The organism is Alteriqipengyuania halimionae (genome assembly GCF_009827575.1).
Lineage (GTDB): Bacteria > Pseudomonadota > Alphaproteobacteria > Sphingomonadales > Sphingomonadaceae > Alteriqipengyuania_A > Alteriqipengyuania_A halimionae.
In genome coordinates this window covers 1,860,838-1,887,500 of sequence record NZ_WTYR01000001.1, presented here as the reverse complement: position 1 = coordinate 1,887,500, position 26,663 = coordinate 1,860,838, and the positions used below count along the sequence as shown (strand labels likewise).

The 26,663-nt window shown below is 64.2% G+C and carries 22 protein-coding genes and 1 tRNA gene (1 of these 23 running past the window's edge); 13 read left to right on the top strand and 10 right to left on the bottom strand.

Going from position 1 to position 26,663, the window contains the following annotated elements; genetic code table 11:
* From GRI68_RS09130 to GRI68_RS09070, 13 genes are all read left to right on the top strand, one after another.
* Positions 1-12 (top strand) — tRNA-Met (locus tag GRI68_RS09130); it begins 65 nt to the left of the window's first position.
* A gap of 360 nt (positions 13-372) precedes the next feature.
* Positions 373-1,461 carry an efflux RND transporter periplasmic adaptor subunit gene (locus GRI68_RS09125; RefSeq protein WP_160616967.1) on the top strand — a complete coding sequence of 363 codons (1,089 nt, stop codon included), beginning with the start codon at positions 373-375 and terminating at the stop codon, positions 1,459-1,461.
* Positions 1,462-1,474: 13 nt separating this feature from the next.
* Positions 1,475-4,555 (top strand): efflux RND transporter permease subunit, encoded by a 3,081-nt coding sequence (locus GRI68_RS09120; RefSeq protein WP_234028756.1) that lies wholly within the window; start codon positions 1,475-1,477, stop codon positions 4,553-4,555.
* Positions 4,552-5,934: an efflux transporter outer membrane subunit gene (locus GRI68_RS09115; RefSeq protein ID WP_160616965.1), complete on the top strand. Its 1,383-nt coding sequence runs from the start codon at positions 4,552-4,554 to the stop codon at positions 5,932-5,934. Before GRI68_RS09120 ends, GRI68_RS09115 begins: the two co-directional genes overlap by 4 nt.
* 387 nt (positions 5,935-6,321) lie before the next feature.
* Positions 6,322-6,624 carry a hypothetical protein gene (locus GRI68_RS09110; protein ID WP_160616964.1) on the top strand — a complete coding sequence of 101 codons (303 nt, stop codon included), beginning with the start codon at positions 6,322-6,324 and terminating at the stop codon, positions 6,622-6,624.
* A gap of 8 nt (positions 6,625-6,632) precedes the next feature.
* Positions 6,633-7,286 (top strand): ABC transporter ATP-binding protein, encoded by a 654-nt coding sequence (locus GRI68_RS09105; RefSeq protein ID WP_160616963.1) that lies wholly within the window; start codon positions 6,633-6,635, stop codon positions 7,284-7,286.
* The gene (locus tag GRI68_RS09100) at positions 7,283-8,575 is read left to right on the top strand and encodes an ABC transporter permease (RefSeq protein ID WP_160616962.1); all 1,293 of its coding nucleotides are present in this window, start codon (positions 7,283-7,285) and stop codon (positions 8,573-8,575) included. Before GRI68_RS09105 ends, GRI68_RS09100 begins: the two co-directional genes overlap by 4 nt.
* Positions 8,576-8,591: 16 nt before the next feature.
* Positions 8,592-9,101: a DUF3299 domain-containing protein gene (locus GRI68_RS09095; RefSeq protein ID WP_160616961.1), complete on the top strand. Its 510-nt coding sequence runs from the start codon at positions 8,592-8,594 to the stop codon at positions 9,099-9,101.
* A gap of 164 nt (positions 9,102-9,265) precedes the next feature.
* On the top strand, positions 9,266-9,781 hold the full coding sequence (locus GRI68_RS09090; protein WP_160616960.1) for a DUF1826 domain-containing protein: 516 nt from the start codon (positions 9,266-9,268) through the stop codon (positions 9,779-9,781).
* 209 nt (positions 9,782-9,990) lie between these two features.
* A complete protein-coding gene (locus GRI68_RS09085; protein WP_160616959.1) occupies positions 9,991-11,145 on the top strand; it encodes an aspartyl protease family protein in 1,155 nt (384 codons plus the stop codon).
* 184 nt (positions 11,146-11,329) lie between these two features.
* Complete coding sequence (locus tag GRI68_RS09080; RefSeq protein WP_160616958.1) at positions 11,330-11,989, top strand: helix-turn-helix domain-containing protein; 660 nt, start codon at positions 11,330-11,332, stop codon at positions 11,987-11,989.
* Positions 11,990-12,080: 91 nt separating this feature from the next.
* Positions 12,081-13,268 carry a serine hydrolase domain-containing protein gene (locus tag GRI68_RS09075; RefSeq protein ID WP_160616957.1) on the top strand — a complete coding sequence of 396 codons (1,188 nt, stop codon included), beginning with the start codon at positions 12,081-12,083 and terminating at the stop codon, positions 13,266-13,268.
* A 141-nt stretch (positions 13,269-13,409) separates the two neighbouring features.
* A complete protein-coding gene (locus tag GRI68_RS09070; protein WP_160616956.1) occupies positions 13,410-15,041 on the top strand; it encodes a hypothetical protein in 1,632 nt (543 codons plus the stop codon).
* A gap of 7 nt (positions 15,042-15,048) precedes the next feature.
* Here the strand turns inward: GRI68_RS09070 and virB11 are convergent, their stop codons facing one another.
* The 10 genes from virB11 to GRI68_RS09020 form a co-directional block, all read right to left on the bottom strand.
* Positions 15,049-16,098 carry a P-type DNA transfer ATPase VirB11 gene (gene virB11 / locus GRI68_RS09065; protein ID WP_160616955.1) on the bottom strand — a complete coding sequence of 350 codons (1,050 nt, stop codon included), beginning with the start codon at positions 16,096-16,098 and terminating at the stop codon, positions 15,049-15,051.
* Positions 16,099-16,102: 4 nt separating this feature from the next.
* The gene (locus tag GRI68_RS09060) at positions 16,103-17,242 is read right to left on the bottom strand and encodes a TrbI/VirB10 family protein (protein WP_160616954.1); all 1,140 of its coding nucleotides are present in this window, start codon (positions 17,240-17,242) and stop codon (positions 16,103-16,105) included.
* Entirely contained in the window at positions 17,242-18,003 is a 762-nt protein-coding gene (locus tag GRI68_RS09055) for a TrbG/VirB9 family P-type conjugative transfer protein (RefSeq protein ID WP_234028755.1), read from the bottom strand. The genes GRI68_RS09060 and GRI68_RS09055 overlap by 1 nt, the downstream gene beginning before the upstream one ends.
* A complete protein-coding gene (locus GRI68_RS09050) occupies positions 18,000-19,178 on the bottom strand; it encodes a type IV secretion system protein (RefSeq protein WP_325063789.1) in 1,179 nt (392 codons plus the stop codon). The genes GRI68_RS09055 and GRI68_RS09050 overlap by 4 nt, the downstream gene beginning before the upstream one ends.
* Before the next feature lie 17 nt (positions 19,179-19,195).
* Positions 19,196-21,616, bottom strand: a complete 2,421-nt coding sequence (locus GRI68_RS09045) for a VirB4 family type IV secretion/conjugal transfer ATPase (RefSeq protein WP_160616952.1) — start codon at positions 21,614-21,616, stop codon at positions 19,196-19,198.
* Positions 21,617-21,662: 46 nt separating this feature from the next.
* The gene (locus tag GRI68_RS09040; protein WP_160616951.1) at positions 21,663-21,947 is read right to left on the bottom strand and encodes a type IV secretion system protein VirB3; all 285 of its coding nucleotides are present in this window, start codon (positions 21,945-21,947) and stop codon (positions 21,663-21,665) included.
* Positions 21,948-21,951: 4 nt separating this feature from the next.
* Positions 21,952-22,239, bottom strand: coding sequence for a TrbC/VirB2 family protein (locus tag GRI68_RS09035; RefSeq protein ID WP_407643365.1), 288 nt, complete (start codon positions 22,237-22,239; stop codon positions 21,952-21,954).
* A 13-nt stretch (positions 22,240-22,252) separates the two neighbouring features.
* A complete protein-coding gene (locus tag GRI68_RS09030) occupies positions 22,253-22,876 on the bottom strand; it encodes a lytic transglycosylase domain-containing protein (RefSeq protein ID WP_160616949.1) in 624 nt (207 codons plus the stop codon).
* A gap of 141 nt (positions 22,877-23,017) precedes the next feature.
* Complete coding sequence (locus tag GRI68_RS09025) at positions 23,018-24,502, bottom strand: Ppx/GppA family phosphatase (protein WP_160616948.1); 1,485 nt, start codon at positions 24,500-24,502, stop codon at positions 23,018-23,020.
* Positions 24,499-26,661 (bottom strand): RNA degradosome polyphosphate kinase, encoded by a 2,163-nt coding sequence (locus GRI68_RS09020; protein ID WP_325063788.1) that lies wholly within the window; start codon positions 26,659-26,661, stop codon positions 24,499-24,501. Before GRI68_RS09020 ends, GRI68_RS09025 begins: the two co-directional genes overlap by 4 nt.
* Between the last annotated feature and the right edge of the window lie 2 nt (positions 26,662-26,663).

Here is a 26,663-nt window from a genome sequence, read left to right as displayed (position 1 = left end):
CCCCCGCAACCATCGTCCGTTTGAGAACCCAAAAGAAACTCACCCCGCTGCTTGCAGCGGGGTTTTTTGCGTTGGTCACTGGAAGCACATAGGAAGCAGAATTTCCGTAAGAAGACTTTCTATCGATCTCCGCGTCGGCTCTTCGGTTTTCGGAACGAGCATCCTATGGTCTGCGGCAAGCCAGGCTGATCTTTCCCAGACCGTCAGCTTTGCGCCCCAATCTCGGACATTCGAAGATACTACGACCTTCGTCAGAACCAGACGTAGACATGCGAAAAGGGAAGCTAGGCCGCTGACCTTCAACGGGACTCGCCAGAAATCGAGCGCGGTTTGGGCTTTTGATTGCTGGGCTACCTAGCTACGTCCGCTTTCATGGCTTCCAAAATTCATACGCTCTTTTTGCTCGGAGCTGCATTACTGGCCGGTTGCTCGTCCGGAGAAGAAGAGCGCACGGAAGAGGCCATTCCCGTCGTGGCAGAAGTAGTGCGCTTCCTGCCCGAGCAAACGGAAGTCGAAGCCATCGGCACCGCTCGTGCCGTCACCTCGGCCGAGATTTATCCTGAAAGCGCAGGACGCGTGACCCGCGTGATGTTTTCGGCTGGCGACTATGTGCGATCGGGACAGCCGCTCCTCGAATTGGAAGCGCGGCAGGAACGGCTCGCGGTCGATGCGGCGCGCGTTCAGGTTCGCGAGGCCGAGCAACTTCTCGGGCGCTATCGCCGGATCGAGGACACCGGAGCGATCTCTGAAAGCCAGATCGAGGCGGGCGAGACCGCGCTCGCTTCCGCCCGAGTGGCTCTGCGTCAAGCACAGGCAGCCGTGGACGACCGAACCGTTCGCGCGCCATTTTCGGGCCATATCGGGCTAAGCGAGATCGATCCGGGAGACAGGGTCGGCGATTCAACACCCATTGCGCAGCTGGATCAGCGCAGCCGACTGTATATCGACTTTCCGGCACCCGAGGAGGTGTTCGCAGCCTTGCGCAAAGGACAGGTGGTTCAAGTGGCGGCGTTTTCCGACGCCGACAATCCGATCGATGCACGCATCATCTCTACCGATTCGAGTATCTCGAGCGAAAGCCGCAACTTCATCGCGCGCGCGATGATTGAAAACTCGAAAGATCGCTTTCGCCCCGGCATGAGTTTTCGCGTCGCATTTACGCGGAACGACGTCAGCAGGCCATCCGTAGCCGAGGAAGCCATTGTCTGGGGCGGAGAAGGGGCGCATCTCTTCGTGGTCCGCGATGGCAAGGCCGTGCGCGTGCCGGTGACGATCACCTCTCGCCGCGAAGGGTTGGCACTGGTCGATGGACGACTGACACCGCGCGACCGCGTCATTGTCGAGGGTGTGCAGAAAGTTAGAGACGGTCAGTCGATCCGCCTGGTGCAGCGCAACGGACCGCCAAAGGCCGATGTCGAATTGCGGCCGGCCGAGAACGGAACAGCCGCCAATGGCGGATAAATCCGATTTACCGATGCTAGCGGTTAAACGACCGCTGCTGGTAGGCGTGCTCAATCTTCTGATCGTTATTGCAGGGCTTGCTGCCTTTGCCGGGATTGAGGTCCGCGAACTCCCGAATGTCGATCGACCGATCGTTTCTGTCTCGGCATCGTTGCCCGGTGCCGCACCGGAAACAATGGACAGCGAGGTGACCAGCGTCCTCGAAGATGCCGTCGCCCGCGTCACGGGTGTTCGCGAGATTCGCTCCTCCAGCGAAGAGAACAACACCCGCATCCGCGCCGAATTCAATCCCGGGGTGGATCTCGATACCGCTGCATCGGACGTCCGCGAGGCGGTCAGCCGTGTCACGCGCGACCTCCCAGACCGGGTCGAACAGGTCAACATCGTCAAGGCCGATGCCGACGCGCAGCCGATCATGATCTTGGCCGTATCCAGCGACCTATATGGCGAAGCGGAACTGACGGGCGTGGTCGAGAATGACGTTGTCCCCGAGTTGCTGACGGCCGAGGGCGTTGCCAGTATCGGGCAGTTTGGCACCCGCGCCCTGCAGATGCGCGTCTCGGTCGATCCTGCGCGTCTTAACCGCTTCGGCCTGACGATAAGCGACGTGTCCACCGCCTTGGAGCGCGCACCATATGACGTCCCGGTCGGATCGTTCCGGTCGGATGCCCAGGAGCTCGTGGTGCGCGCAGACGCCAGCGCGACTAATCCGGAGCTGGTACGCGAGGTAATCGTGGCTGGTACAACGCGAGTGGGGGATGTCGCCGAGGTGACCCTTGCACCGGCCGATGCCACCAATTTCGTGCGGCTCGACGGTCGGCCGATCGTCGGTCTTGGGGTGGTGCGGCAGGCCAGCTCGAATACCATTGAAATCTCGAACTCGATCCGTGCCTCTGTCGAGCGGGTCAATGCACGGTACGAGGGCATTGCGATCACCGTCGTCTCGGACGATGCTGATTTCATCGAGATTTCGGTTCGCGAGGTCCTGATAACGTTGGGCTTTACGATCCTTGTTGTGGTCGGAACCATGCTGGTGTTTTTCCGCGCCTGGAGGGCGACAATTATCCCCAGCACGACCATTCCGGTCGCCTTGGTCGGGGTTCTGGCAGGGATCTGGCTGATGGGCTTTTCGATCAACCTACTTACCCTGCTCGCCCTCGTCCTCGCTACTGGCCTGATTGTCGACGACGCCATTGTAGTACTCGAGAACAACCAGCGGTTGCAGAACAAGGGTCTGGGTCGGCGCGCCGCTGCGGTTGTCGGAACGCGGCAGGTCTTTTTCGCCGTCGTCGCAACCACCGCCGTGCTCATCTCGGTTTTCCTCCCGATCAGTTTCCTTCCATCCGAAGCGGGGCGTTTGTTTCGTGAATTCGGCTTTGTCCTGTCGGTAGCCGTTCTCATCTCTTCGTTCGTTGCCTTGTCGCTAATTCCCGCTCTTTCGGCGAAATTCGACTTGAGGAGCGCGGAAGACGAGACGGATCGTCTTGCGAGTTGGGGCGGTCGGATGCGTGAGCGCTACACCTCGGCGCTGGGATGGTGCCTGGACCGTGGCAAGGTGGTGATCGGCAGTGCCGTCGCCGTCGCAGCGCTCAGCGGTCTGCTCTTCTTCCAGCTCGACAGCGAGCTTGTGCCGGACGAGGATCGCGGGGTGATCGAGGTCGATGCGACCGGGCCCGATGGCGTCGGCCTGGATTTCATGGATCGCGAACTCGACGAGATAGAAATGGTCCTTCAGCCCTACCTCGACAGCGGCGAAATACAGAGCACGTTCTCGATCGTGGGGCGCTACGATCCCAATCGCGTCCGGGTGACAGCCCAGCTGTCGGACTGGGGCGATCGCGATCGCAGCCAGACCGAGATCGTAGAGGAGTTGAACGAGCCGCTCGGTGATATCCCCGGGTCGCGAACCAATGCGCGCGGGCGTGGTACCCTGAGCTTCGGTGGCGGCGGAGGTGGCAGTATCGAGGTAGCGCTGACCGGAGGCGAATACGACAATATCTATCGCTCCGCGCTCGCGCTCTCCGAGGCGATCGATACCGACTCCAGCATCCTCTCAAATCCGGACATCTCGTACCAACCCACGCAGCCGCAGCTGTCGATCCGCATCGACCGCCAGCGGGCCGCCGACCTTGGCGTAGATCTGGACGATGTCGCGCAAACGCTGCGCGCGATGGTGGGAGGGGACGATATCGTCGACCTCAATGTGGGCGACCAGGCGGTGCCGATTTTCCTGACCTCCCAAGCCGAGACGGTCACCAACCCTTCCGACCTTCGCAACCTTTATGTCCGCACCGAAAGTCGCGCGCTGGTGCCGATGTCGACCATTACCGAGATCGTCGAACAGGGTGTTGCCGCCGAACTCGACCGAACCGAGCAGCGACGCGCTATCGAGGTGTCCGCGGACATCGAAGAGGGTAGGCCGCTGCAGGAAGCGGTCGAAGAAATCGAACGCCTGTCCGCAGAAGCAATCGCGAGCGATATCGACATGTTGCTACAGGGAGAGGCCGAAAGCCTCGAGGAGACCTCGGACGATGTCCTCCTGACCTACATGTTCGCCTTGGTCATCGTGTTCTTGGTATTGGTCGCGCAGTTCGAAAGCGTGACGAGCGCTCTGGTGGTGCTGTTGACGGTGCCATTCGCGCTCGCTGCGGCGATCCTTGCGCTGTTTCTCTCGGGCATATCGCTCAACATCTATTCGCAGATCGGTCTGGTGATGCTGATCGGACTGATGGCGAAGAACGGAATACTCATCGTCGAATTTGCCGACCAGTTGCGGCATCAAGGACGTGATGTTCGCCAGGCGGTCGAGGAGGCGGCAGCGATCCGCCTGCGGCCCATCGCGATGACGCTCATATCGACTGTTCTGGGCGCTGTCCCACTGATACTGGCCTCCGGCGCAGGGGCGGAGGCTCGCCAGTCGATCGGCTGGGTGATCTTCGGAGGGCTAGGTATCGCAGGTTTCTTCACCCTTTTCCTAACGCCAATGATCTACCTCGGCATAGCTCGCTTCGGCCAGCCACGCAGCGTCGACCTCGCCAAGCTTCAGGAAGAAATCGATGATGTCGACGAAGACATGACGATGGCGCCTGCATGATGCGGGGCGTTGCCTTTCTATCATTACCGTCTCTGGTACTTGCCGGATGCGCGACAACGACCATCAATGTGCCAGAAGCGGCAATCGATGCGCCCGCAGCGTACGCCGCCGACCTGCCGCCCGCAGGTGCCGACGCGCTTTGGTGGCAGGCCTTTTCAGACCCGGTCCTAGACGAATTGATCGCGCGCGGCCTCGCCGCCAATCTCGACATCATTGTGGCGCGGGACCGGCTGCGTGCTGCCGAGGCATTGTTGGAGGCAGAACGTGCCGACCGGCTGCCATCGGTCGACGGCGCCGCCGAAGCAGGCGTGGAGCTGGACGATGGGGGTGCGCGCTCCACTGCAAGCGCTGGCCTTTTCGGCAGTTTTGACCCCGATTTCTCGGGTCGGCTCAGAGCGGAAATCCGCGCTGCAGCCGCCCGCTATGCCGAGGCGGATTACCTTCGCGCCGATCAGCGACGCTTGGTTGCCGCGGCGATTGCCTCGCAATACGTAGAGTACCGCCGCACCGGCGCTCAGCTTGCACTGCTGGAGGAATCGACCAATTTGCAGCGCCAGACGCTGCGCATCGTGACATTACGCTTCGAAGCGGGGCTCTCTGCCAATCTCGATGTCCGTCGCGCCGCAGCCGACCTGGCGCAAACTCAGGCGCGGCTTGGCCTGATCGAGATTGCCCGCGGACAGGCGGAGAATGCTCTCGCGGTACTGCTTGGTGAAACGCCGGGCCGTCTGGTAATCGCGCCGCCTGGCGGGCGTTCCACGATTCCCGACTATGGCCAAGGCCCTCCCATCGGCGGTCCTGCCAATTTGCTGCGGCGTAGGGGAGACGTGCTGGCAGCCGAGGCCAGGCTCGCCGCAGCCGCAGCCCGGGTGGGAATAGAGCAGGCCGACCTCAGGCCCTCATTGGTCGTACCGGGGTCGATCCTTATCGGCGACGGCACGGTGGGAGGGGTGTTTTCGCAGTTCCTGGCCAGTCTGGGTGCGGCGCTCGACCTGCCGCTGTTCGATGGAGGGAGGCGCCGTGCCGAGGTTGACGCAGCGCGGGCCGAGCTCGATGCCAGCCTCGCCGAATACCGCCAGACTTTCTTGGAAGCTCTAGGCGAAGCGGAGAATGCACTGACCGCGATCGACGCATACCGACAGCGCGCCGAAGCTCTTGCCGAAGCGATTGAGCAGAGCGAAACCGCGCTGGGTCAATCGAATGCGCTCTATCGTGAAGGCCTCGCCTCGCTATTCGATGTGCTCGACGCACAGCGCCAGTTGATTTCCAGCCGACAATCGCTGCTCGACAACGAAGCCGACCTCGCAAACGCATTCATCGCGCTTCATATGGCGGCCGCCAGCGACAATGGCGGCACTTCGATTCCGAGTTCATCTTAGCTTACCGACCGAGCAATTTGGGCGGCACAGCTCCGAATGTGATGGGTGCGATGATAGCAGGATCAGGTTGGCGTCGTTCGCTGAGCGTCAGCTCCGGCCCATCGAAGCGCCGCGAAGAGTTGCGTCTAAAATTTCGCGTCTGCGCGATGCCCTCGGCAGCGATCGCAGCCGGCACCGCGTGATCTCTCGCAACGCGATTGTCGTTGGTCGAACGGGCTTGCGGCGCGACACGGAACGCCCTCCGACTCCCTGTCGGCCGCCAGGCGGCTGGGGGGCGAAATCTCGTGTTGCAAAGCGAGCAGCAGATGATACAGTATAACATCACAAAGGTGGCCTATGTATCGTAAAACCATTTTCGCGGCCCTTCTTCTCGCCCCCACGCAGACCATGGCCTGCGACTTGGATGGGATCCTGGGCTATGGTGGCGCACACCGTTACAATCCCTTCAGCGGGGCACGCTCCGCGCCGATGCCGCCGTCCGATCCGGATCAGCAGAGGCAGGCAGACATGCGGTCACGCGAACGCGCCGAACGCCGTGAGCAGCCCGACCGTGCGAAACAGCGCGAGGAGAAGGAAGCGCGCCGCGCACAAGAAGGAGCGCCCGCGAACAGCGAGCCGATCCCGCCGCGCAAATGGGATGTCGAAGGCGGAGCACCCGTTTCCGCAGAGGCCAAAGCGACCTTCACCTGATCTAATTTATGCTCCTGACAGTTTCCGGCGTTCAAAAGTCCTATTCGGGCAAGATCGTTCTACGTGATGTCGCGTTTGAACTCAAAGAGGGCGAGCGTGCACTCTTGCTCGGGCCTTCCGGCTCGGGCAAATCGACGCTTCTCAACATTGTCTGTGGCCTCCAGCAGCCAGATGCAGGCGCGGTTGAGATTGCCGGTGCGAACATCGCTTCCAGCGATGGAAAGTCGAGTGCCGATCTCGTCCGCAAGCGCAATCTGGGCATTATTTTCCAGACTTTGCGGCTCGTCTCCGCGCTATCGGTTCAGGCCAACCTGGAGTTGGCCCAGCGTCTTCAGCGTGGCAGTGTCGATCGCGCGGCTATCGGCGCCACGCTCGAACGTTTGGGTATCACCCACCGGGCCAATGCGCGTCCTTACGAGCTGAGCCAGGGTGAAGCGCAACGTGCGGCCATCGCCCGTGCCCTGGTGGTCCAGCCACGCTTGCTGGTCGCCGACGAGCCGACTTCGGCGCTCGACACCGCCAACACCGAGAATGTCGCCGCGCTGCTGCACGAGGTCGCAGACGAGATCGGGGCGGCCTTGCTTGTCGCCACCCATGACGAACGGCTGCGGGCATCCTTCGACCGAACTCTCGAGCTGAGCGACGGGAGCCTCCACTCATGATCCGGTTGGCCTGGGCCTATCTGCGCGACCGCCCGCTTACCACGGCGCTCAACACGCTTCTGCTCGCGATCGCAGTGGCGATGCTGGTGCTTCTTCTGCAATTCGGCACCCATGCCCAAGATCGCTTTCAACGCGATGCCCGCGATATCGATCTGGTGGTCGGCGCCAAGGGATCGCCACTCCAACTGATTTTGTCGAGCGTGTTCCATGTCGACCAGCCAACCGGCAATATCCCGCTCGGCAGCGTCGATCTGCTGCGGCGCGATCCGGCCGTGAAGAGCGCGACCCCACTTGCGCTCGGAGACAATTCCGACGGCTATCGTATCGTTGGCACCGATCAGACGTTCTTTCCCTTGTACGACGCGCAGTTTGCCGAGGGCGCGACCTTCGAGCGGCCGATGCAAGCCGTGATGGGTGCCAAGGTCGCCGAGACGACCGGGGCCACAATCGGGCAGAGATTCATCGGCAGCCATGGTCTCGAAGCCGACGAAGGCGCCCAAAGCGGTCACGATCACGCTCCCTTCACGGTGGTCGGCATCCTTGAGCCGACCGGTGGGGTTGCCGATCGTCTCATCCTGACCTCGGTCGAAAGTGTCTGGGATGTCCACGGTATCGAACGCGATCACGAAGGGCATGACCACGACGATGATGGTCAAGACCATGATCATGCCGATGAAGGCGATCACCAAGAGGCAGCGGACCACGATCACCCGGCGCTGCAGGCCGAAGGCAACGGTCTCGAACCGGAAGTGACCGCCTTGCTCGTGCGCTATCGCAATGCTTCCGGCGCGATCCGCATTCCGGCGATGATCAATCGCCAGACCGAGATGCAGGCCGCTGTTCCGGCGGCGGAGACTGCGCGCCTGCTCGACCTCGTCGGGGCGAGCGTGGACGGCATACGGCTGTTTGCCTGGCTGCTGGCGATCACCGGCGGGCTGGCGATTTTCGTGGCCCTGCTCGGCATGGCTCGAAACCGCGAGGGCGACCTTGCCCTGCTGCGGGTCATGGGCGCTTCGCGCATTCAGGTGTTTGCCACCGTCATCCTCGAAGGGCTGATAACGGCTGCGCTGGGCGCGGCGGCGGGATGGCTTGGCGCGCATGGCCTTTTGGCGCTGGCGCAGGCCAACTCGGCCACGTTGAATGATCTCGGCCTTACCCCATGGCATCCCTTGCCGAGCGAAGGATGGCTGCTTCTCGGGGTGCTGGCGATCGGCATCGTCGCGGCATTGTTCCCGGCTTGGCGGGTCTATCGGATCGATCCGGTCAAGACCCTGGCACGAACCCATTGATCGAAGGAGTGAACGCATGAAACAGCGTTTTGCAAAACTTGCCATGATGGGCGCCCTTTTTGCGCTCCCGCTGTCGAGCGCACCTGCCGCGGCCTTCCAGAGCAACGGGATCGCGCCGGTCGACGATATCTGGAAACCGGCCGCCACCCCGAAGGGCGGGGTCGCCTGGAAGACGCTTGAGGCGACCGGCGAAACAACCCGCAAGGATCCGCAAGGGTATATCCTGTCGAAGCCGCTCTTCACCCCGCAAGTGAAGAAGCTGGCGGGCAAGCGCATCAAGGTCGCCGGATGGATGATGCCGATGGAGAACGGCGCAAAGCAGAACTATTTCGTGTTGCTCGGCTATCCGCCGGGCTGCCCGTTTCATTTCCACGCAATGCCCAACCAGTTCATCGAGGTTTATGCGGACACGCCCTTCGCCACGAGTGGAAGCCAGGTCATCGTCGTGAGCGGCGTTCTCGAGCTGACCGGGCAGGACGAGAGCGGGATCTTCTATCGCATGCGCAAGGCGCGGCCTGCAGGCTGACCAGGCCGAAACGGCAGGTTCGACTGTCCAGCCATCACGGCAGTGCAGGTGCGCATCCCAATGACCTTTGGCCCGGTGGATCGCGCCATGGGCGTTCTCCGAACAGTGACAAATGGGGCGCGACATTCGGCACCTGTCAAATCATTGCAGATTGAGGATTTGAAATGCCAGTAGACGTGTCGGTCGCAGCACGGCCTGTTCAGTCAGGTACGAATCCCTCGGTCCTCGAAGCGATCCGTGACGAGGATTGCTCTCTGGCGATTTGGCAACGCGGTGAATCACATGTCGCTCGTCCGCTGCCCTTCGGCAAGGATGGCAATCTGAGGCTCAAGGCGCGGCGTGAGGCAATCGACCCTGCTCTGCGGGCAGCGCTGCCCGCTGGCAACGAAGCGCTGATCGAAGATGCCGCCGCGCTGGCCGAGCGATTTGGCGCAATCATGGAATTCGATGCGGTCGCGCTTCGTCTCGAGATCGTGGAGACGGACGCCTGCCGCATCGCCGCAGGAGAGCAGCCCGAGGACATCCATTCTCTCCAACCCGGAGACGTCGGGATATTCAAAGGCCGGCTCTCGTCCGGCAAGCCCGCAATTCATCGCTCTCCACCGATAGGAGGTAGCGGCGAGCGGCGGCTCCTTCTGGTCGTCAATCCGGTTACTCGCGACGTCCCTACCGGACATTAGAAGATCAATCCTGTGAGCTTTTCAACTGTCGTGCATCCGATCGTGCCGGTGGCGTGCTATCATCACATCGGGTCAGACGGGGTTCATCAAGAGAATCGGAATAGAGACCAAGCTGCACCTGCAGGGAAGGGGTCCCGATGAAAGTTGGTTTCGCATTCGGTTGTGCATGTCTCGCTGTTCTTGCAATTGCACCGTCCGTTCACGCGCAAATGTCACCGGAAGCGGTCGCGGCGCTTCAAGCTCCGGTCGATGTGAAGCGGAGTCAGGAGGTGGAAACCGTTCCGCTGGTCCCGCACATGGGCAAGTACGCCATTCAGGCGAGTGTGAATGGGGTTGAGCGCAGCTTCGTTTTCGACACGGGCGCGCCCACCATGATTTCGCAAGAGCTGGCCGAGCAGCTTGATCTCAAGGTGATCGGAGAGAACACGGGGCGGGACGCCAACGGTAAGGAATTTACCACTAGGATTGCGCTGGTCGATCAGCTGAGGATCGGTGGATTGACCTTCTCCGATATCCCCGTCCTGATTGCCGACTTCAAGATTTCCGATCCGAACGGCTGCTTCATCGGCGCAGGTGTCATCGGCTCCAACATTTTCCCCGGGAGCGTCTGGCATATCGATGGCGAGCAAAATGTGCTCCAGATCGCGGCGGAGGCGCACGATATTCCAGGCCTGCAACGAGCGTCGGCAGATATCGAAACCGACCTGCATATCGACGGATACCCGTACGCGCCGGTCTTCGACTATGCCTTCGGTTCTTTCGAGGATCGTGCACTGTTCGACACGGGCAATTCGGACACGATCATCCTGTTCGATCGAGTGACCGGCGACAAGCGCGTCCAGCAGGCAATCGTAGCCGGCAGCAGAACCGAAGGGCGCGGCTCGCACGGCGTTTCGGCCGCAGGAATTGGCGCGACGACCGATCTGCTGCGGTTCGAGCTGGATGGCATGAATCTCGGCTCGGCATTGCCCCGGCTTTCGGCCACGACCCGTAATGCGCCGCCATCGCTCATCGGGCTGGGCATTCTGAATCGGTACCACGTGACGCTGGATTACTCGGCGGACCGCATGATGTTGCACGAGCGTGATCGGCCGGCGGCGACCTCTGTATATCCCGGCTACGGCCTCATGATGAGGCAGGGCGCGGTGAAGGTCGTGCAATTGTTCGAAGGTTCGGTCGCGGAGCGTGCGGGGCTGCGCCTCGGCGACGAGGTCGTCGCGATCGACGGGCGAGACCTTTCGGAACAGCCCGGCGCCTGCGGGGTGGCGCGCTGGCTGGCCGAGGATCGTCCGACCCAGGATGCCAGCACCTTGACTGTGATGCGGGATGGGGCTCCGGTCGAAATCAGCCTGCAACGCCCTTGATCGGTCAAAATGATCGCGATGCGGTTGGAGGGGCCCGGGCTGCCGACCTGACGTCGATTTATCCGCTCCAGCGCGATCAAGTCACGCAGTATGTTCTGAAATTCACGCTTATTCCCGAATATTCCGCTTGTATTCTCGCCATTCCTCCCCGTGAATAAAGGTCATCGCAACGGGACGAACGGCAATGAAATTCGGCGAGTATCTGAGGCACAAGCGAGCGGAACGCGGCTGGACACAGCCCGAGGCTGCGGCGCGCGCGAAGATCGAGCAGAGCTATCTCTCCAAGCTGGAGAACGGCAAGTCGATCCCCTCGGGCGACATCTACCACCGGCTGGTCGATGCCTACCGGATCGACGCGCAGGAGATGGTCGGCGTGCTGTTCCCCGGTGAGCTCGACCGGCTGCGTGAGATCGATGCGCTGCGCGACCTGCTGCTCAAGCGCTCGCACGAGGATATCCAGACGCCGCGCCGGTTGCTGATAGCCGGGCTGGTCGCCCTGATGATCGGCGGCGGCATCGTCGGGTTCTCTCAGCTCGAGCCTGCGCGCGCCGTCACCCAATATACGTATCAGTCGATCGGCGTGATTGCTGTCAATGCCCCGCTCGATACCGACATCGCGCCGGGCGCGCCGGGCGCGCCGGGAGAGGATGAGCAAACCAAGTTCATCACGCAGATGCGCGGGCCGATGTTCACCGAACAGGTGCCCGGCGGCAAGCGCGTGTGGAACCTAGTCGGCAGCGATGTGGTCGTGAAGGCGCCGCCGTACCGCTGGGCGCTGATCCCCGGGATCGCGCTGATCATCGGTGGGCTAGGCTGCTTCTTCGCCGCATGGCAATGGCGATGATCCGCTGACGCCCTGACTATCTGACATTTCGCAGACCCGCACGCGCACGCTTCGCGCCACCCTTTCGCTCGTCCTCTCGAAGGAGAATACCATGAAGAAACTGACCCTGTTCGCCGCCACCCTGCTTGGCGCCTGCGCCCCCACCGTCATCACGCCGCCCTCCGTGAATGCGCGAGCGAGCGCCCCGGTCGAGGACTATGACGGGCTCGACACGCGGATCGAGGAGCTGATGGCGGCCAACGACGTGAAGGGCATGGCTATCGCGATTATCGACGGCGAAGAGGTTCGCCATGTCCGCGCCTTCGGCCATGCCAATGTCGAAAAGCAGGTGCCGCTCGAAACCGATACGATCATGTATGCCGCGTCGATCACCAAGGCGGCCTTCACCTACATGGTCCTGCAACTGGTGGACGAGGGAAGGATCGGTCTCGACACGCCGATCAGCGAATATCTGGCCAAGCCGCTGCCCGAATATAGCGACGAGGATCGTGGCGACTGGTCGTCGCTGCAAGGCGACGAGGACTGGCGGCTGCTCACGCCGCGCATGTTGCTCAACCACAGCTCGGGTCTCGCAAACCTGCGCTGGCTGGAACCAGACCACGACATGTCGTTCCACTTCACGCCCGGCACCGCCTACGCCTATTCGGGCGAGGGCTTCTACCTGCTTCAGTTCGTGCTGGAGCAAGGATTGGGCCTGAATGTGAAAGACGAGATGCAGCGCCGCATCTTCGACCGCTTCGGCATGCCCGACACCAGCATGCAATGGCGCGAAGATTTCGCGAGCCACTTGGCCGATGGCTACAGGTTCGATGGCACCTTCGAACCGCACGACGCGCGCAGCGGAGTCAGCGCATCGGGATCGATGGACACGACCATCGCCGACCAAGCGCGGATGTGGCGCGGGATGTTGATTGGTGAAGGGCTCTCGCCAGAGATGCGTGCCGAATGGACGCGCCCAGAAGTGCCGATCAGCACGAAGTCCAAGTTTCCGACGATCAAGGTGCTGGGAACCTACGACCCCATCGGGCCGCGGGTGCACCTTGCGGGCGGGCTCGGCGTCGATACGTGGGAAGGGCCGTCGGGGCGCTTTTTCGCCAAGGGCGGTCACAACGAGTGGACCGGAAACATCGCGCAGTGCGACGAGGCGAACAAGCGCTGCGTCGTCCTGCTCGGCAATGACGTCCGCGCGGAACTGATCTATCCTGCCATCGTCACGATGGTGCTGGGGAACACCCGCTACCCCTGGGCATGGACCTATCCCGAACTGTTCGGGAGGTGATCTTCCCTAAGGGCGCCGAAGGCACTGTCGTTCAATCTGCCCGGCTACCTCTTGGCGGTGGCCGGGTTTTATCGGCATTCGGCGCTGGGTAACTTATGCCGTGCGTTGCGCCGCACTCGCCGCGCACCTACTAGGAAAGCCATGAAAGCTATCGCCGGTTGGATCGGGCGGCATCTGGTCGTCTTCGCCTTGCTCGTCTGCGCGATTGCATTCGTGCAGCAGGGCGGATTGGCGGCGACCAGACATGCGCTGTCGGGCGACAGCGTGGCGGGCGAATTGTCTGGCCCGGCGGAAATCGGCGAGCGGCTGACCGAATTGAGGGCGGAGGCAAAAGCCGATCTCGCAAGCAATCTCGATCAATGGGAAGAAGCCACTTCTGCCAAGAGGCGCGAGGCGCTGGAATCGCGGAAGCGCGAACTGGCGGCGATCGATCGACAGCTGGAGCAACGCGGCGTCCTGGGCTCGGTCCTCCCGTCGCGGATCATCGAAGGCGCACGGCTGAAACTGCGCAGGGCGGTGATGGAGCGCGAGATCGCCGTGCTCGAGGCTCGGGTCGATCTCGACAATGCAAAGCAGGCCGCCGCCAACCTCGCTGCGATTCCCGGCCCTGCGGCAATCGCCGAGGCGCGAGCGCAATGCGATGCCGTCAATGCCGAGATCCACCGCTTCAATGCGCGTTCGCGGCCAGTAAAGGCCACGCGCAACCGCTTGACCGGCGAAGCGGACAAGCTGACCGCACAATCGAAAGAGGCCTGCGGGCGGCTCAACCGGATGGTCGAGCAACGTCGTCAGCGGCTCGCCGCGTCGCAGGCGGCGCAAGCACAAGTCGAAGCCGCCCGGCGCTCCGTCGACGATGCCGAGCGTTCGGCGCGCGCAGCGATCAAGGAGGTGCGCCTTGCCGCCAAGGGCAACACGCTGCGCGACATCCTCGTGAAGGCGGCAATCGCGTTGGTGGCGATCATCCTAACGCCGTATCTGATCCGCTTTTTCCTCTATTACATCGTCGCCCCGCTGGCCGAACGGCGCGCGGCCATACGGTTGACCGTCCCGGGCGGATCGCAGGCCCCGATGCTCCCCACCGTCCCGTCGCGAATCTCGATCCCGGTCGAACTGGGCGCGAGCGAGGAATTGTTGGTGCGCCAACATTACCTGCAAACCACGTCGCTGACGGGGACCAAGCGCACGCGCTGGTTGCTCGATTATCGCCATCCGGTGTCGAGCATCGCGGCGGGCCTCGCGTTTCTCACCCGCGTCGAGGGGGCGGGGGAGACGACCACGATCTCGGCGGTCGAGGATCCGTTTGCCGAACTGGCCGAACTCGAACTGCCCGCCGGGGCGAGCTGCGTGCTCCATCCGCGCGCGCTGGTCGCGCTGGTGCAACCGGCTGGATCCCCGATGCGAATCACCAGCCACTGGCGGCTGTTCTCGCTCAACGCCTGGCTGACGCTGCAATTGCGCTATCTCGTGTTCCACGGGCCGGTGCGATTGATTGTGAAGGGCGGGCGCGGCGTGCGGATCGAGCAGGCGCGCAGCGGCCGCATCTTCGGGCAGGACCAGCTGGTCGGCTTCAGCGCCGATCTGGCCTATTCGGTCACCCGCAACGAGACCTTCGCGCCCTACCTGTTCGGGCAGGAGCCGCTGTTCAAGGACAAGGTTGAATCTGGGCGCGGCGTGCTGGTGATCGAGGAAGCGCCGCTCGCCGGACGCAAGGGCGGGGTGCGGCGCGGGCTCGAAGGCGCGATGGACGCCTTCCTCAAGGTGTTCGGTATCTAGAGACGGGTCAGGCCGGTGCGCCGGCGAGCTCCACCAGGTCGCGCGACTTGGCGATCGCGGATATGCCGCGCTTGCCGTCGGCCCGGTCGAGCTGGACGATCACGTCGATGACCGAAGCGGCGTATTCGAGCGTGTCCTGCCGCGACAGGCCGATCCCGGTCTGCATCACCATCAGCGACAATTGTTCGAGTGCGCCGCGCACCGAATTGGCGTGGACGGTAGAGAAACTGCCCGGGTGGCCAGTGTTGATCGCGCGCAGGAACGAGACGCTTTCCGCTCCGCGCAATTCGCCCAGCACGATCCTGTCCGGGCGGAGCCGCAGTGCCGCCTGCAGCAATTCGTTGGCCGTCACCTTGGCTTCGCCGAGCTCGCCCTTGACCGCGACGAGGCCGACGCCGTTTTCGCCCGGCAAACGCAATTCTGGTGTGTCTTCGACCAGGATCACGCGTTCCTCGCCAGGGATCTCGCCGAGCATGGCGTTGAGAAAGGTGGTCTTGCCGGTCGAGGTGCCGCCAGAAACGAGGATTGTCTTGCGCGCCCCGATCGCGGCGCGGAGGAAGTCGATCGGGGCTTCCTGCGGATCGGGAAAGTCCGGTTCGATGGGCTTGGCCAGCGGGCCGCGATCATAGGCGTCGAGCGGAAGGTCGAGCTGGCGATGGCGGCGGATCGCCATGCACCAGTGCTTGCGCGCTGCGGGCGGGCCGCAGAACTGGATACGCGCGCCGCCTTCGCCTCCCTTGGCCGGAAGAGTCGCACCGAGCAGCGGATGCTCGCGATTGATGCCCTGGTGGGAGACGCGAGCGACCTGTTCGGCCAGCCGCTGGACCAGCCGATCGCCGATTTCGGGCGCGTCGAGCTTGCGCATCGGGCCCGGCTGAGCCGCATCTTCGATCCACACCTCTCCGGGGCGGTTGACGATGATTTCGGTGACGGTGTCGCGATCCAGCCATTCGCGAAACGGTGCCAGATAGGCATCGAGATAGACGCTGTGCGCCTCGGCCGGGATGGCCGGGGCGTCGTCGCTATCCGTCGCGAGTGCGGGGGGCGCGGCGTCCATCGGATCAGCGGCCCGCCGGGACGCCGGTGAAATCGAGGTCGCGCGCGGTGAAGACGCGGATCGGTTCACCTTGCTTGACGCGAATGGTCGGGCCGATCTGGCCGTCCTGCTGAAGCGCCGCAGCAGCCGCACTCTGTCCGCCGCCAAGCACCACGCCTGCACCGCCGCCGGCCACCGCGGTCAAGCCGCCGATGACAGACAGGAGCAGCGCCGAACCGAAGCGCTGGAAGAACTTATTGTCGACATCGCCCGCGAGCCCGGTCGTTCCGTCGAAGCCGGTGCCGGGCGAAGCGATATCGACCGAGATGCCGTCGGGCCGCAGCAAGCGCGTCCAGATCACATAGGCGCGTTTCTGTCCGGCCTGGACCCCGCTCTGATACTGGCCAACGAGGCGCGATCCACGCGGGACGAGCACGCGCTTGCCATCGAAGCTGCGCACATCCTTGCTCACCACGGCGCGGACATAGCCCGGCACATCGGTGTTGATCGCGGTTTCGAGTATGGCCGGGATCAGCGTGCCCTGCGCGACGGTGGTGGATGGGTCGATCGAACGTGCGGCACGGGTGGGCCCGCCACCGACGCCGCCGATCCGTGCGGCGAAATCGCCGGCGCTGCCGCCACCCGGGGCGGCCGGTACCGACGGCGGTGTATCGCCCGCGCCTCCGCCTGCCGCGCCGGGCGCGCGTCCGCCACCGTCATAGACGACCGTGGGCGAAGAATAGGGATTGCCGACCGGGCCGACCGGGGCAGGAATGCCGGGCGAGGGGCTGGTATAGGCTGGAACCGAAGCCACAGCGGGCGGTGCCGTGGGGGCCGCCTGCGCGGTTTGCTGGTCGGCCCCGACGGGAGCGGGAGATGCGGCTGTGGCGGGCCCAGGCGCGGGCTGTTGCTGCGCCTGGCCTCCGCCGACCGCCTGATCGTCCTGATTGGTGCGCGCGTTGTTGAGGCTCCAGAACACGACCGCGCCAAGCAGGCCGATCCCGGCGATCCCGGCAGCCAGACCCAGCCCGTCGCTCGCGCCCTTGCGCTGCGTGACGGCAGGAAAGGCATTGCGGCTGGCGAGGTCCGCGTCCTCCATGTCCATTTCGTCGCGCGGATCGACATCGGCCTCCGTCGCGCTCACCTTGTCGCTCGATCCCAGCATCAGCGTTCACTCCCTTCGCGCGGCGGCCCGGCGTAGAACAGTTCTGCCATTTCCTCGCCATTGCGCAGCACGATCAGCGGTGGCACCCCTTCGACCACGATGGTCTCGCCGCGCAGAGTGTAATTGGCCGGGCCTTCCTCGCCCTGATCGTTGCGCAGCAGGATCGCGGGGATCGGCTGCTCGGCATTCCAGGCGATGAATGTCGCCTCGTCATCGTTGTAGATCCGCTCGGGCATCAGCGTCTCGTCGCCGCGGCGCGACCACAGCGTGTTGAGCGTTGCGGGGTCGACCACCGCATAGGGATCGTTCGCCGCTGCGAGTTCGGCCGCGCTGGCGGACGGCGCGGGGCCCGCGTCCTCCGCTTCCTCTTCGGGTTCGTCGGGATAGACGAAGCGCAGCATATAGACCGGCGGGTTGCGCGGATTGCTGACGAGGTCGAACAGATAGGTGCGCTTGTTGGTCACCACGGTCATATTGGTCATCGCGATTTCGGACAGCGGCTTCACAAACACGCGGTCGGCGCGCTTGTTGGGCGTGACCTGCCAGCTGTTGGAATCGCCGATGCCGATATTCTCGATCGTTTCGTCCTCGCCGAACACGATCATCGCCTGGACATTGGTGCGTCCTTCCAGACGGACCACGCGGCCTTCGTCGTAATAGATTTCGACCAGGCGCGGATCCTGCGCCTGCGCCGGGCTCGGCGACAGGGCAGGGGGAAGCGCGACCAGCGCCAGCAGCAGGGCTGCGACCACCCGCATCATCGTATCATCTCCGGTTTGCTTGCGGTGGACGGCGCGCGAAAGCGGCTGCCGATCCCGTGTGTGCGTGAAGGACCGCCCGTGCCCGTGCCGGCAGCAACGCCCGCGGCGCGTTCGGTCACGGTGCGGATTTCGCTGCGGGTCGATACGCCGCCGCCATCGTTGGCAGCATTGGCGGCGAGGATCGCAGCGGGCATGCGCGCGCGGCTGGCGGCGCTGGCACTGGCGGCAGCGGCTTGCGCTGCGGCTGGTTCGCGCGGCTGGGTGGACGATCCGGTCGTCGTGGTGGTGACGATGGTGCGGCTCTCGCTGCGATCGCGGGCCAGGCCGAACACGGTCCAGCCCGATACCATCGTGCCCGAGACCTTGATCACCAGCACCATCAGGGCGACATGGACGGCGCCGATCAGGAAAAACGCCATCGCGGCGCGCGGGTCGATATTGCCCTGCTGGGTGGCGAGACTGGAAATCACCGGCACCGCCAGTTCGAGCATCACGCCGCCTGCCAGCACTGCGAACAGCGGCGCCAGTGCGAGCATGGTCAGCCCCTTGAGCCAGCCCACGAAAAGCCCGCGAGTCCCCTGGAACAGAACGAACGGCACGAACAGCGGGCCGAGCGCGACCAGCACAGCGAGCGCGATCTTGGCCGTTACCAGCACGCCGACCGTGCCGAGCAGCAGCAGCGTGCCGCCGAGCCACAGCAGCCCGGTGGGAGAGAACACGGAGATATCCTGCGATTCGCCACCCTGGCCTGCGATCTGACCGATCGTGGCGAAGGTGATGTCGATCTTCTGCGCGAAGGTCGCGGTGGCGGAGCCATCCGATCCGGTGATCACGCTGGCGAGGTAATCGGGCGAGAGAACGAACAGGTTCCAGACGATCGAGGAGAAGGCGAGCCAGCTCGATGTCAGCAGGATGACGAGGAACAATGTCGCAAAGCGCGGCGTAAGCTGCGCGATGCCGACCCGTGTGCGCCCGGTCATCAAGGCCAGCCCGAACAGCGCGATGAACAGCGTGAAGAAGATCGTCAGTGCCGGCATCAACTGCCCGTCGGGGCCGAGCAGGCGCGCGAAGGCGGCTTGCGCCATCTCGCCCGCGACGCAATCCACCCCGCGCAGGGTCGCGGCGAGACCGCCCGCGACGCCGTCGGTATAGAGATCGCACCGCGATGCAGCCACGGAGGTTGCGCCGGGCGTCATTCGGCGGCCTCGGGCATATCGCCCTCATGCGCGACACCCGCGTCGCCCGGCCAGGCATCGCCGGTCAGGCGTGGATACCAGGCGGCGGGTTCGTCCCCCACTTCGGCGCGGATCTGGTCGAGCTTGCGGACCGAGGCTTCGCGGCCGGACAGCACGGTCAGCACTTCGGGTGCGCCGCCGAGGTCGAGGCGGACCACCACGCTCGCATTGGGCTGGCGGACCAGGAAGCAGCGGCTGTGCGCGGGCAGGGTGCGGATCAGCGCGAGTTCGTGATCGGTCAGGCCAAAGCCTTCGGAATAATCCTCCGCCCGGGCACGCGGATTGGGGGTGAAGACCAGCGTCGCGGTCTGCTCGACCAGCGCGGTCGCGATCTTGGAATCGAGCGCGTCGCGCGCGCTTTGCGTGGCGAAGCCGACCAGCGCATTGCGTTTCCGCAGCGTCTTGAGCCAATCGCGGATGCGCGCGGCGAAGACTTCGTCGTCGAGTGCTTTCCAGCCCTCGTCGATCAGGATCATGGTCGGTTCGCCGTCGAGCCGTTCCTCGATCCGGTGGAACAGATACATCATCACCGGCGTGCGCAGGCGCGGGCTTTCGAGCAGTGCGGTCATGTCGAAGCCGAGCACGCGGCGGTCGAGATCGATCAGGTCGCGCTCATTGTCGAACAGCCAGGCGTGCTCGCCGTCTTCGATCCAGGCCGACAGACGATCGGCGAGGTCGCCCGGCTGGGGACGGCGCGAGCCCGACAGCAATTCGCGGAAGTGGCGCAAGCGGCGCAGGCGCGGATCGTTTTCGTAGGTGGCATCGACCGCGTGCGCGATCGTGCCGAGTTCCTCGGGCCCTTCGGCATTGAGCATCACCGCGAGCCAATCGCGCAGAAATGCCTTGTTGGCGGCGTTATCGGGCAGGGCCAGCGGGTTGAACCCGGTCGGCTCGCCCGGGCTGATTCGGTCGTAACGCCCACCGATCCCGCGAATGAAGATCTCCGCGCCGCGATCCTTGTCGAACAGGATCGTGCGCGGCGAGAATTTCTGCGCCTGCGCGGCGAGGAAATTCATCACCACGGTCTTGCCCGAACCCGACGGGCCGATGACCGAGAAATTGCCCAGGTCGCCGGCATGGAAATTGAAGAAGAACGGGGTCGAGCTGGTGGTCTGCAGCAGCGCCACCGCATCGCCCCAGTGATTGTTCTCCGCCCGCCCCAGCGCGAAGCCGTGCAGGCTGCCGAAGCCCGCCATGTTCGCGGTCGAGATCAGCGCGCGGCGGACGATATACTGCTCGTTCCCAGGGAACTGCGCCCAGAAGGCGGGTTCGAGATTGGTGTCCTCGCGCACCGCGATCGCGCCGGTATCGGCCAGTGCCGCGCCGACTGCCGCGCTGGCCTCGTCGAGTTCGTTGAGGTCCGGCGCTTTCACCAGCACCGAGAAATGATGGTCGCCGAAACCGACCGAGCCTGCGCCCAACTGGTCGCGCGCGCTGAGCATCTCGGCCCGCTCGCTCGCCGCTTCCTCGTCGGCCGAACGCAGGCGGCGGATCGCAAGATCCATCCGCTCGCGCGCGGTCTGGCGCTCATTGGGGGCGAAGCTCTCGCTCACCGTCATCTCGAACGGCAGGCGCAGCAGATTGTCGAGCAGGCCCGGCGCCGTCGCCTCGGGATACTCCTTGAGGCTCAGCATCGAGGCGAAATCGACCCCGCCGGCGCCGCGCAATTCCATCGCATCGAGGCCGAAGCTGGCGCGGCGATAGGGCAGCATGTGGCCGATATCGGCGTGGTCTTCGGGGCGGCGCACCGGGCGCATCTCGCCATTGTAGAGCGCGCTGAGCAATTCGAGCGGTTCGGAATTGGTGTGCCCGCTCGGCCCGCGATAATCGCTAAGGATGCGCGCTCCATATTGCTGGAGCGCGGCGACGAGGCCGGTGGCGGCGGCGCGCAGCGCGCGCTGTTCTTTCGGATCGGCGACGGCTTCGCGCTTGCCGCTGCGCTTCCATGCGCGGCTGGCGCGTTCGGCCCAGCCCGCCTTGCCGCGCGCGGGGCGGCGGATCAGGGTGATGAACTGGTCGTTCACGAACAGCTTGCCGCCCGACAGGAGCTGGCGATGGCGGCGATCTATATGGGCCGAAATCGGATCGTCGAAGGTCGCATCGAGCGCGACGTCGACCCGGCGGCGGATGACGTGGTGATAGAGCACGAAGCGCGCATCGAGGGTCGAGCGCAGCACCACTTCGCGTGTGGCGGCATGGGCGTTCAGCGCGGCGCTGTCCTCCGTTTCGAACAACAGGCCGGGGACCTGGATCGCCATCATCATGGCCCCATCGCGCAACAGCACGGTCTCGCCGTCCTCAAGCCGCAGATAGGGCAGGCGCTCGCCCACGGGCGCTTCCTTCGCGCTCCAGGCTGCCGCTCCGATCCACTTGCTCATTGAAACACTCCGAACGCCCACAGGCATATTGTCAGGGGACGCATTGTCAGGGGGCGTAGCTGTTGCAGCCCCAGCGCTTCCAGTTCTTGACCCGCGGGCACTTGCTCACCTTGGTCAGCCACAGGTCGAACACGCGCGGTTCGCGCAGGCAGGCGAAATAGCCGATCACGTGCATCACCACCGCGACCAGGATCACCCACGCGCTCTTGGTGATGAGGAACGCCTCGAGCGTTACGACCGCGTTGATGATGAAATAATTGAACGTCACGCCCATGAACATCTGCGGCCGCGTGAGCGCGCGATGGACGGGAGAGCGGACGAGGTCGGTCATAAGATCAGCCGCCCGCCGCAGCCTGAATGCCGCCGACGATCGAGGCCGCACCGAACAGGATGAAGGTGCCCAGGATCACCGTCGCGCCGAAACGCCAGTTCATCCGGCCCGTCAGCATCATGAAGCCGACCGCGGCGACGGCGATCACCGCAACTGTGGTCGCCACCGTGCCGAGTAGCGTGCCCTGCATCCAGCTCAGCGCGCCGACGATCGGACCCGAACCGGCGGGATCCTGCGCGAACGCGGCGGTGGGGAACAGGAGCGCTGCGAGCGCGGCGGAAATGCGGGAGATTTTCACGTGTATCTCAACTCCGGGATTGGGCGGCAAGGCGTCCCATTATGGACGAAACATACAATTGAGTCTCGCGAATTGCGGGAATGCCGTTGATCCGCGCAACGCGTTCAGGCCCGCAATTGTAGGCGGCCAGAGCGAGCGAGAGATTGCCTTCGAAACGATTGAGCTGGATCCGCAGATACCGCGCACCGCCCTCGAGATTCTGCATCGGGTCGTTGATGTCGACCCCCATTTCGCGCGCAGTATAAGGCATCAGCTGGGCAAGGCCGCGCGCGCCGACGGGCGAGATCGCATCATGCCGCCAGCGGCTTTCCTGCCACACCAGCGCATCAATCAGCGCCGGGGCGAGTTGGTACTTGATCGCCAGCCCGGCGACATGGGCGCGGTAATATTCGGGCACCGTGTAGGGCACCTGGTCGAGCACCGCCTCGAACTGTTCTTCCGGGATGCCGGGCGGCGGGGCGTATTCGCCGGTCTGCACCGGGCCGCCCGCTTTCCAGGCATGGCCTTCGCTGCCGATCTCGAGCACGTCGGCGGCAGCGGGACTCGCCAGCAGCGCGCACAGCAGCGCGGCTCCGCGCAAGATGCCCCGCGACCGATTGCTCTGCCCGATATGTAGCGGCGCGAATCCCATGTCGCGTAAACCCTCCAGTCCCGACGCGCATGACCATATCATATGACGCGCGCGTGACAATTTTCCTTCGCCCGAATGGCGCAGGTTCCGATTTTTCACGATTCCCTTGTCGAACCTCGCCCGAAGGCGCTGAATAAGGCTTTAACGATGATCGCCGATGGCGCGGCCGTTGATCACTGGCGTGCGATCGAGGTGCGCGGCGAGGGCGGACAAATCCTCCTCGGTGCCCGGACTGCACAGTGCGCTGGCGCCATTGACGAGGGTCAGCGAAACCTCGTCGTCGGTGACTTCGAGCGTCGTTCCCGCGAGCGAGGTCAGCGAGGCGCTGGCAAGGCGGCGCAACAGCCGGATAGCCAAGCCCCAGGCGACGCCTTCGGCCAGCTCGTCCGCATCGGCGAGCGTGTCGAGTTCCTTGGGCATTTTGGAGCGGCCGGTCTGCGCGAGCAACGCCGCGGCGATTTTCGCGCGTTCGAGGGGCGCGAGGCCGATCCAGCGCTTGTGCATCACCCAGTCGAATGCATGGCGCCGACGCAGATTGGGTTCGATTCGCTGGGTCGCGAGTGCGAGCAGAGCGGCGACGAGGCGCAGGCGTTCATTGCCTTCGCGGCGCGGGCCGGGAAGCTGCGAAATCCAGCCTGCGATCATCGCCCCGGTCTGTGCGTCGACGCCATACCGTGCGACGAAATCGGTGACGCCCGAGATCAGCGGATCCTGCTTTGCCTTGTGCGGGGAGAGACGCTGCATCAGCAGTCCTTCTCGCAGGCCCCAGGCGGAGAACACAAGCCGCTCGTGACGATAGGCCTCGATCAGCACGTCGAGCAGGGTTGCTGCATCACCGACCAGCGGTACACGCGAGGATGAAATCGTATCGATGCCGGGAAAGTCGCCCGACTCGCGCGACGCAATCCGTCCGGCGATTTCGCGAGCCGACTCGGCGGGAATGGTGAAGCCATGCGGGTCTTCGAGCGGTTTGCCCTGATCGGCCATCATCAGCTGTCCGAGCGCGCGCAAGGTGCCGCCGACGAGGTAAAGCGTGCCGCCCGGCTGGGGTGCGAACGATGCATCGCCCACGATCTCGGCGATCGCACGATGACGATCCGCACCGTCGGGCAATTGGCCCAGCCGCAGCGTGCCGAGTGGCAGTGTGGTGCCGCCTTCGGGCACCCCGGCTTCGATCTCGACCAGCTCGAGACTGCCGCCACCCAGATCGGCGACGATCCCGTTCGCGTCGGGGAACGCACCCGCGACGCCTGCCGCACTGGCGCGCGCTTCTTCCTTGCCGCTCAGCAGGCGCGGGGTGAAGCCAAGCTCGCGCACCTTGGCGAGAAACGCATCGCCATTCTCCGCATCGCGCACCGCTGCCGTGGCGACCGTCTCGATATCGACGATCCGCAATTCCTCGGCCAGCCGGGCGTAGCGGCGCAAATGCACCAGCGCGCTCTCGGCGGCCTCGTCGGGGATCAGCCCGGTGGTCGACAGATCGCGGCCGAGCCGGGCGACGGTCTTTTCGTTGTGCAGCACTTCGGGCGCGCGCGCCGGATTGCCGTACACGACCATGCGCACGGTGTTCGACCCGATATCGACGACCGCGCGCGGCGGAGCGGAAGGGGGGCGTCTCAGGCTCATGATGTGCTCTCCCGCCGCAGCGACAGGCGCGGCACGTCTTCGTTCTTGCGCAAGGCCCCGCCGCGACCGGACAGCGAGGGGTTTTCCATGAAGTAACTGTGCAGATTGAAGCTGTTGGCCTCGCTGTGCATCCGCTCATAAGTGCCGTCGGGCAGCAATCGCCAGCTCCGCTCGGTATCAAGCAGATTGGCCAGCATCACCTGATAGAGCACCTGATTGTGGACCGTCTTGGTGGTGAGCGGGACGAGGGTTTCGACCCGGCGATCGAGATTGCGGCTCATCCAGTCGGCCGAGGACAGGTAGACCAGCGATTTCTTGCCCGGCATCATCTCGCCATTGGCGAAGGCGTAGATGCGCGAATGTTCGAGGAAACGCCCGATCACCGATTTGACGGTAATGTTGTCCGACAGGCCCGGCACTTCTGGACGCAGGCAGCAGATCCCGCGCACCACCAGGCTGATCCGCACGCCCGCCTGGCTCGCCTGATAGAGCTTCTCGATCATCTTGCGATCGGCCAGCGCGTTCATCTTGCCCCAGATCGCGGCTGGTTTGCCTTCCTCGGCGTTGGCAATCTCGGCGTCGATCAAATCGTAGACCGTGCGGCGCAGGCCTGTGGGGGATATCGAGAGGCGCTCGAGGTCTTCGGGCTCGACATAGCCGGTGACGAAATTGAACAGCCTGGCTGCATCGCGACCCATCGCCGGTTCGGCGGTGAAATAGCTGAGGTCGGTGTACACCTTGGCGTTGGTCGGATGGTAATTGCCGGTGCCGAAATGGCAGTAGGTGCGAAAGCCCTCGCCCTCGCGCCGCACCACCATCGAGACCTTGGCGTGGGTTTTCCAGTCGACGAAGCCGTAGATCACCTGCACGCCCGAGCGTTCGAGCTCGCTGGCCCAATGGATGTTCTGTTCCTCGTCGAAGCGTGCTTTCAGCTCGACCACCGCGGTGACCGATTTGCCCGCTTCGGCCGCCGCGATCAGCGCCGCGATCACCGGAGACTGGGTGCCCGCGCGGTAAAGCGTCTGCTTGATCGCCACCACATCGGGGTCGCGCGCCGCCTGCCAAAGGAAATCGACCACCACCTCGAAACTCTCATAGGGGTGGTGGATCACGATGTCCTTCTCGCGGATCGCGGAGAAGGCGTCGCCGTCATGCTCGGCGATCCGTTCGGGATAGCGCGGGCTGTAGGGTTCGAATTTGAGGTCGGGCCGGTCCTCGTCGACGATCTCGGAAAGGGCCGCATAGCCGATCAGGCCGCCCTTCTGGTCGACCGTCGCCTGGGCGAGATAGAGCTGCTCGTGCAGCAGGCTCTCGGCTTCGTTATCGCAGCCGTCCTCGATTTCGAGGTGGACGACATCGCCGCGCCGCCGCCGCTGGATCGCGCTGCGGAAATAGCGCACCAGGTCTTCCGACTCTTCCTCGACCTCGATGTCGCTGTCGCGGATCACGCGAAACAGACCGTCGCCGCGCAGCTTGAAGCCGGGGAACAGGATATGCGCATGGCGCCGGATCATGTTTTCCAGGCTGATATACTGCGCATGATCGCCCGGAATGCGGATGAAGCGCGGCAGGTTGGGCGGGAGCAGCACCATCTCGATCAAGGGGACGCTGTCGCCCTTGCGTTTCAGGTTGAACAGCAGAACCAGCCCGAGATTGGCGACGAAGGGGAAGGGGTGCGCCGGGTCGACCGCCTGCGGCGTGAGCACGGGCAGGATATCGTCGGTGAAATAGCGTTCGAGCCACTTGGCGGTGGTCTTGTCGACATCGTCCCCGTCGATCACCTCGATCCCGGCCTCGGTCAGTTCGGCGCGCAACTCGTCCCACACCGCGTCCTGCTCGCGCTCGATCCGCTCGAGCTCGTCGTTGATCTTGTCGAGCTGCTGGCCCGGGGTCATCCCGTCGAGCGACAATTCGTCGATCCCGCGCTTGGCCTGCCCCATCAGGCCGGCCACGCGGACCATGATGAATTCGTCGAGATTGCTGCCCGAGATCGAGAGGAACCGCAGCCGCTCGAGCAGCGGGAAATCGCGATTGCGCGCTTCGGCGAGGACCCGGCGGTTGAAGGTCAGCCAGCTCAGCTCGCGATTGAAGAAATGCTCGTCTTCGAAGGTGGAGCCATCTTCGTCGGACGAGGGCGCGGCGGGGTGGAGGGGGGTCACTT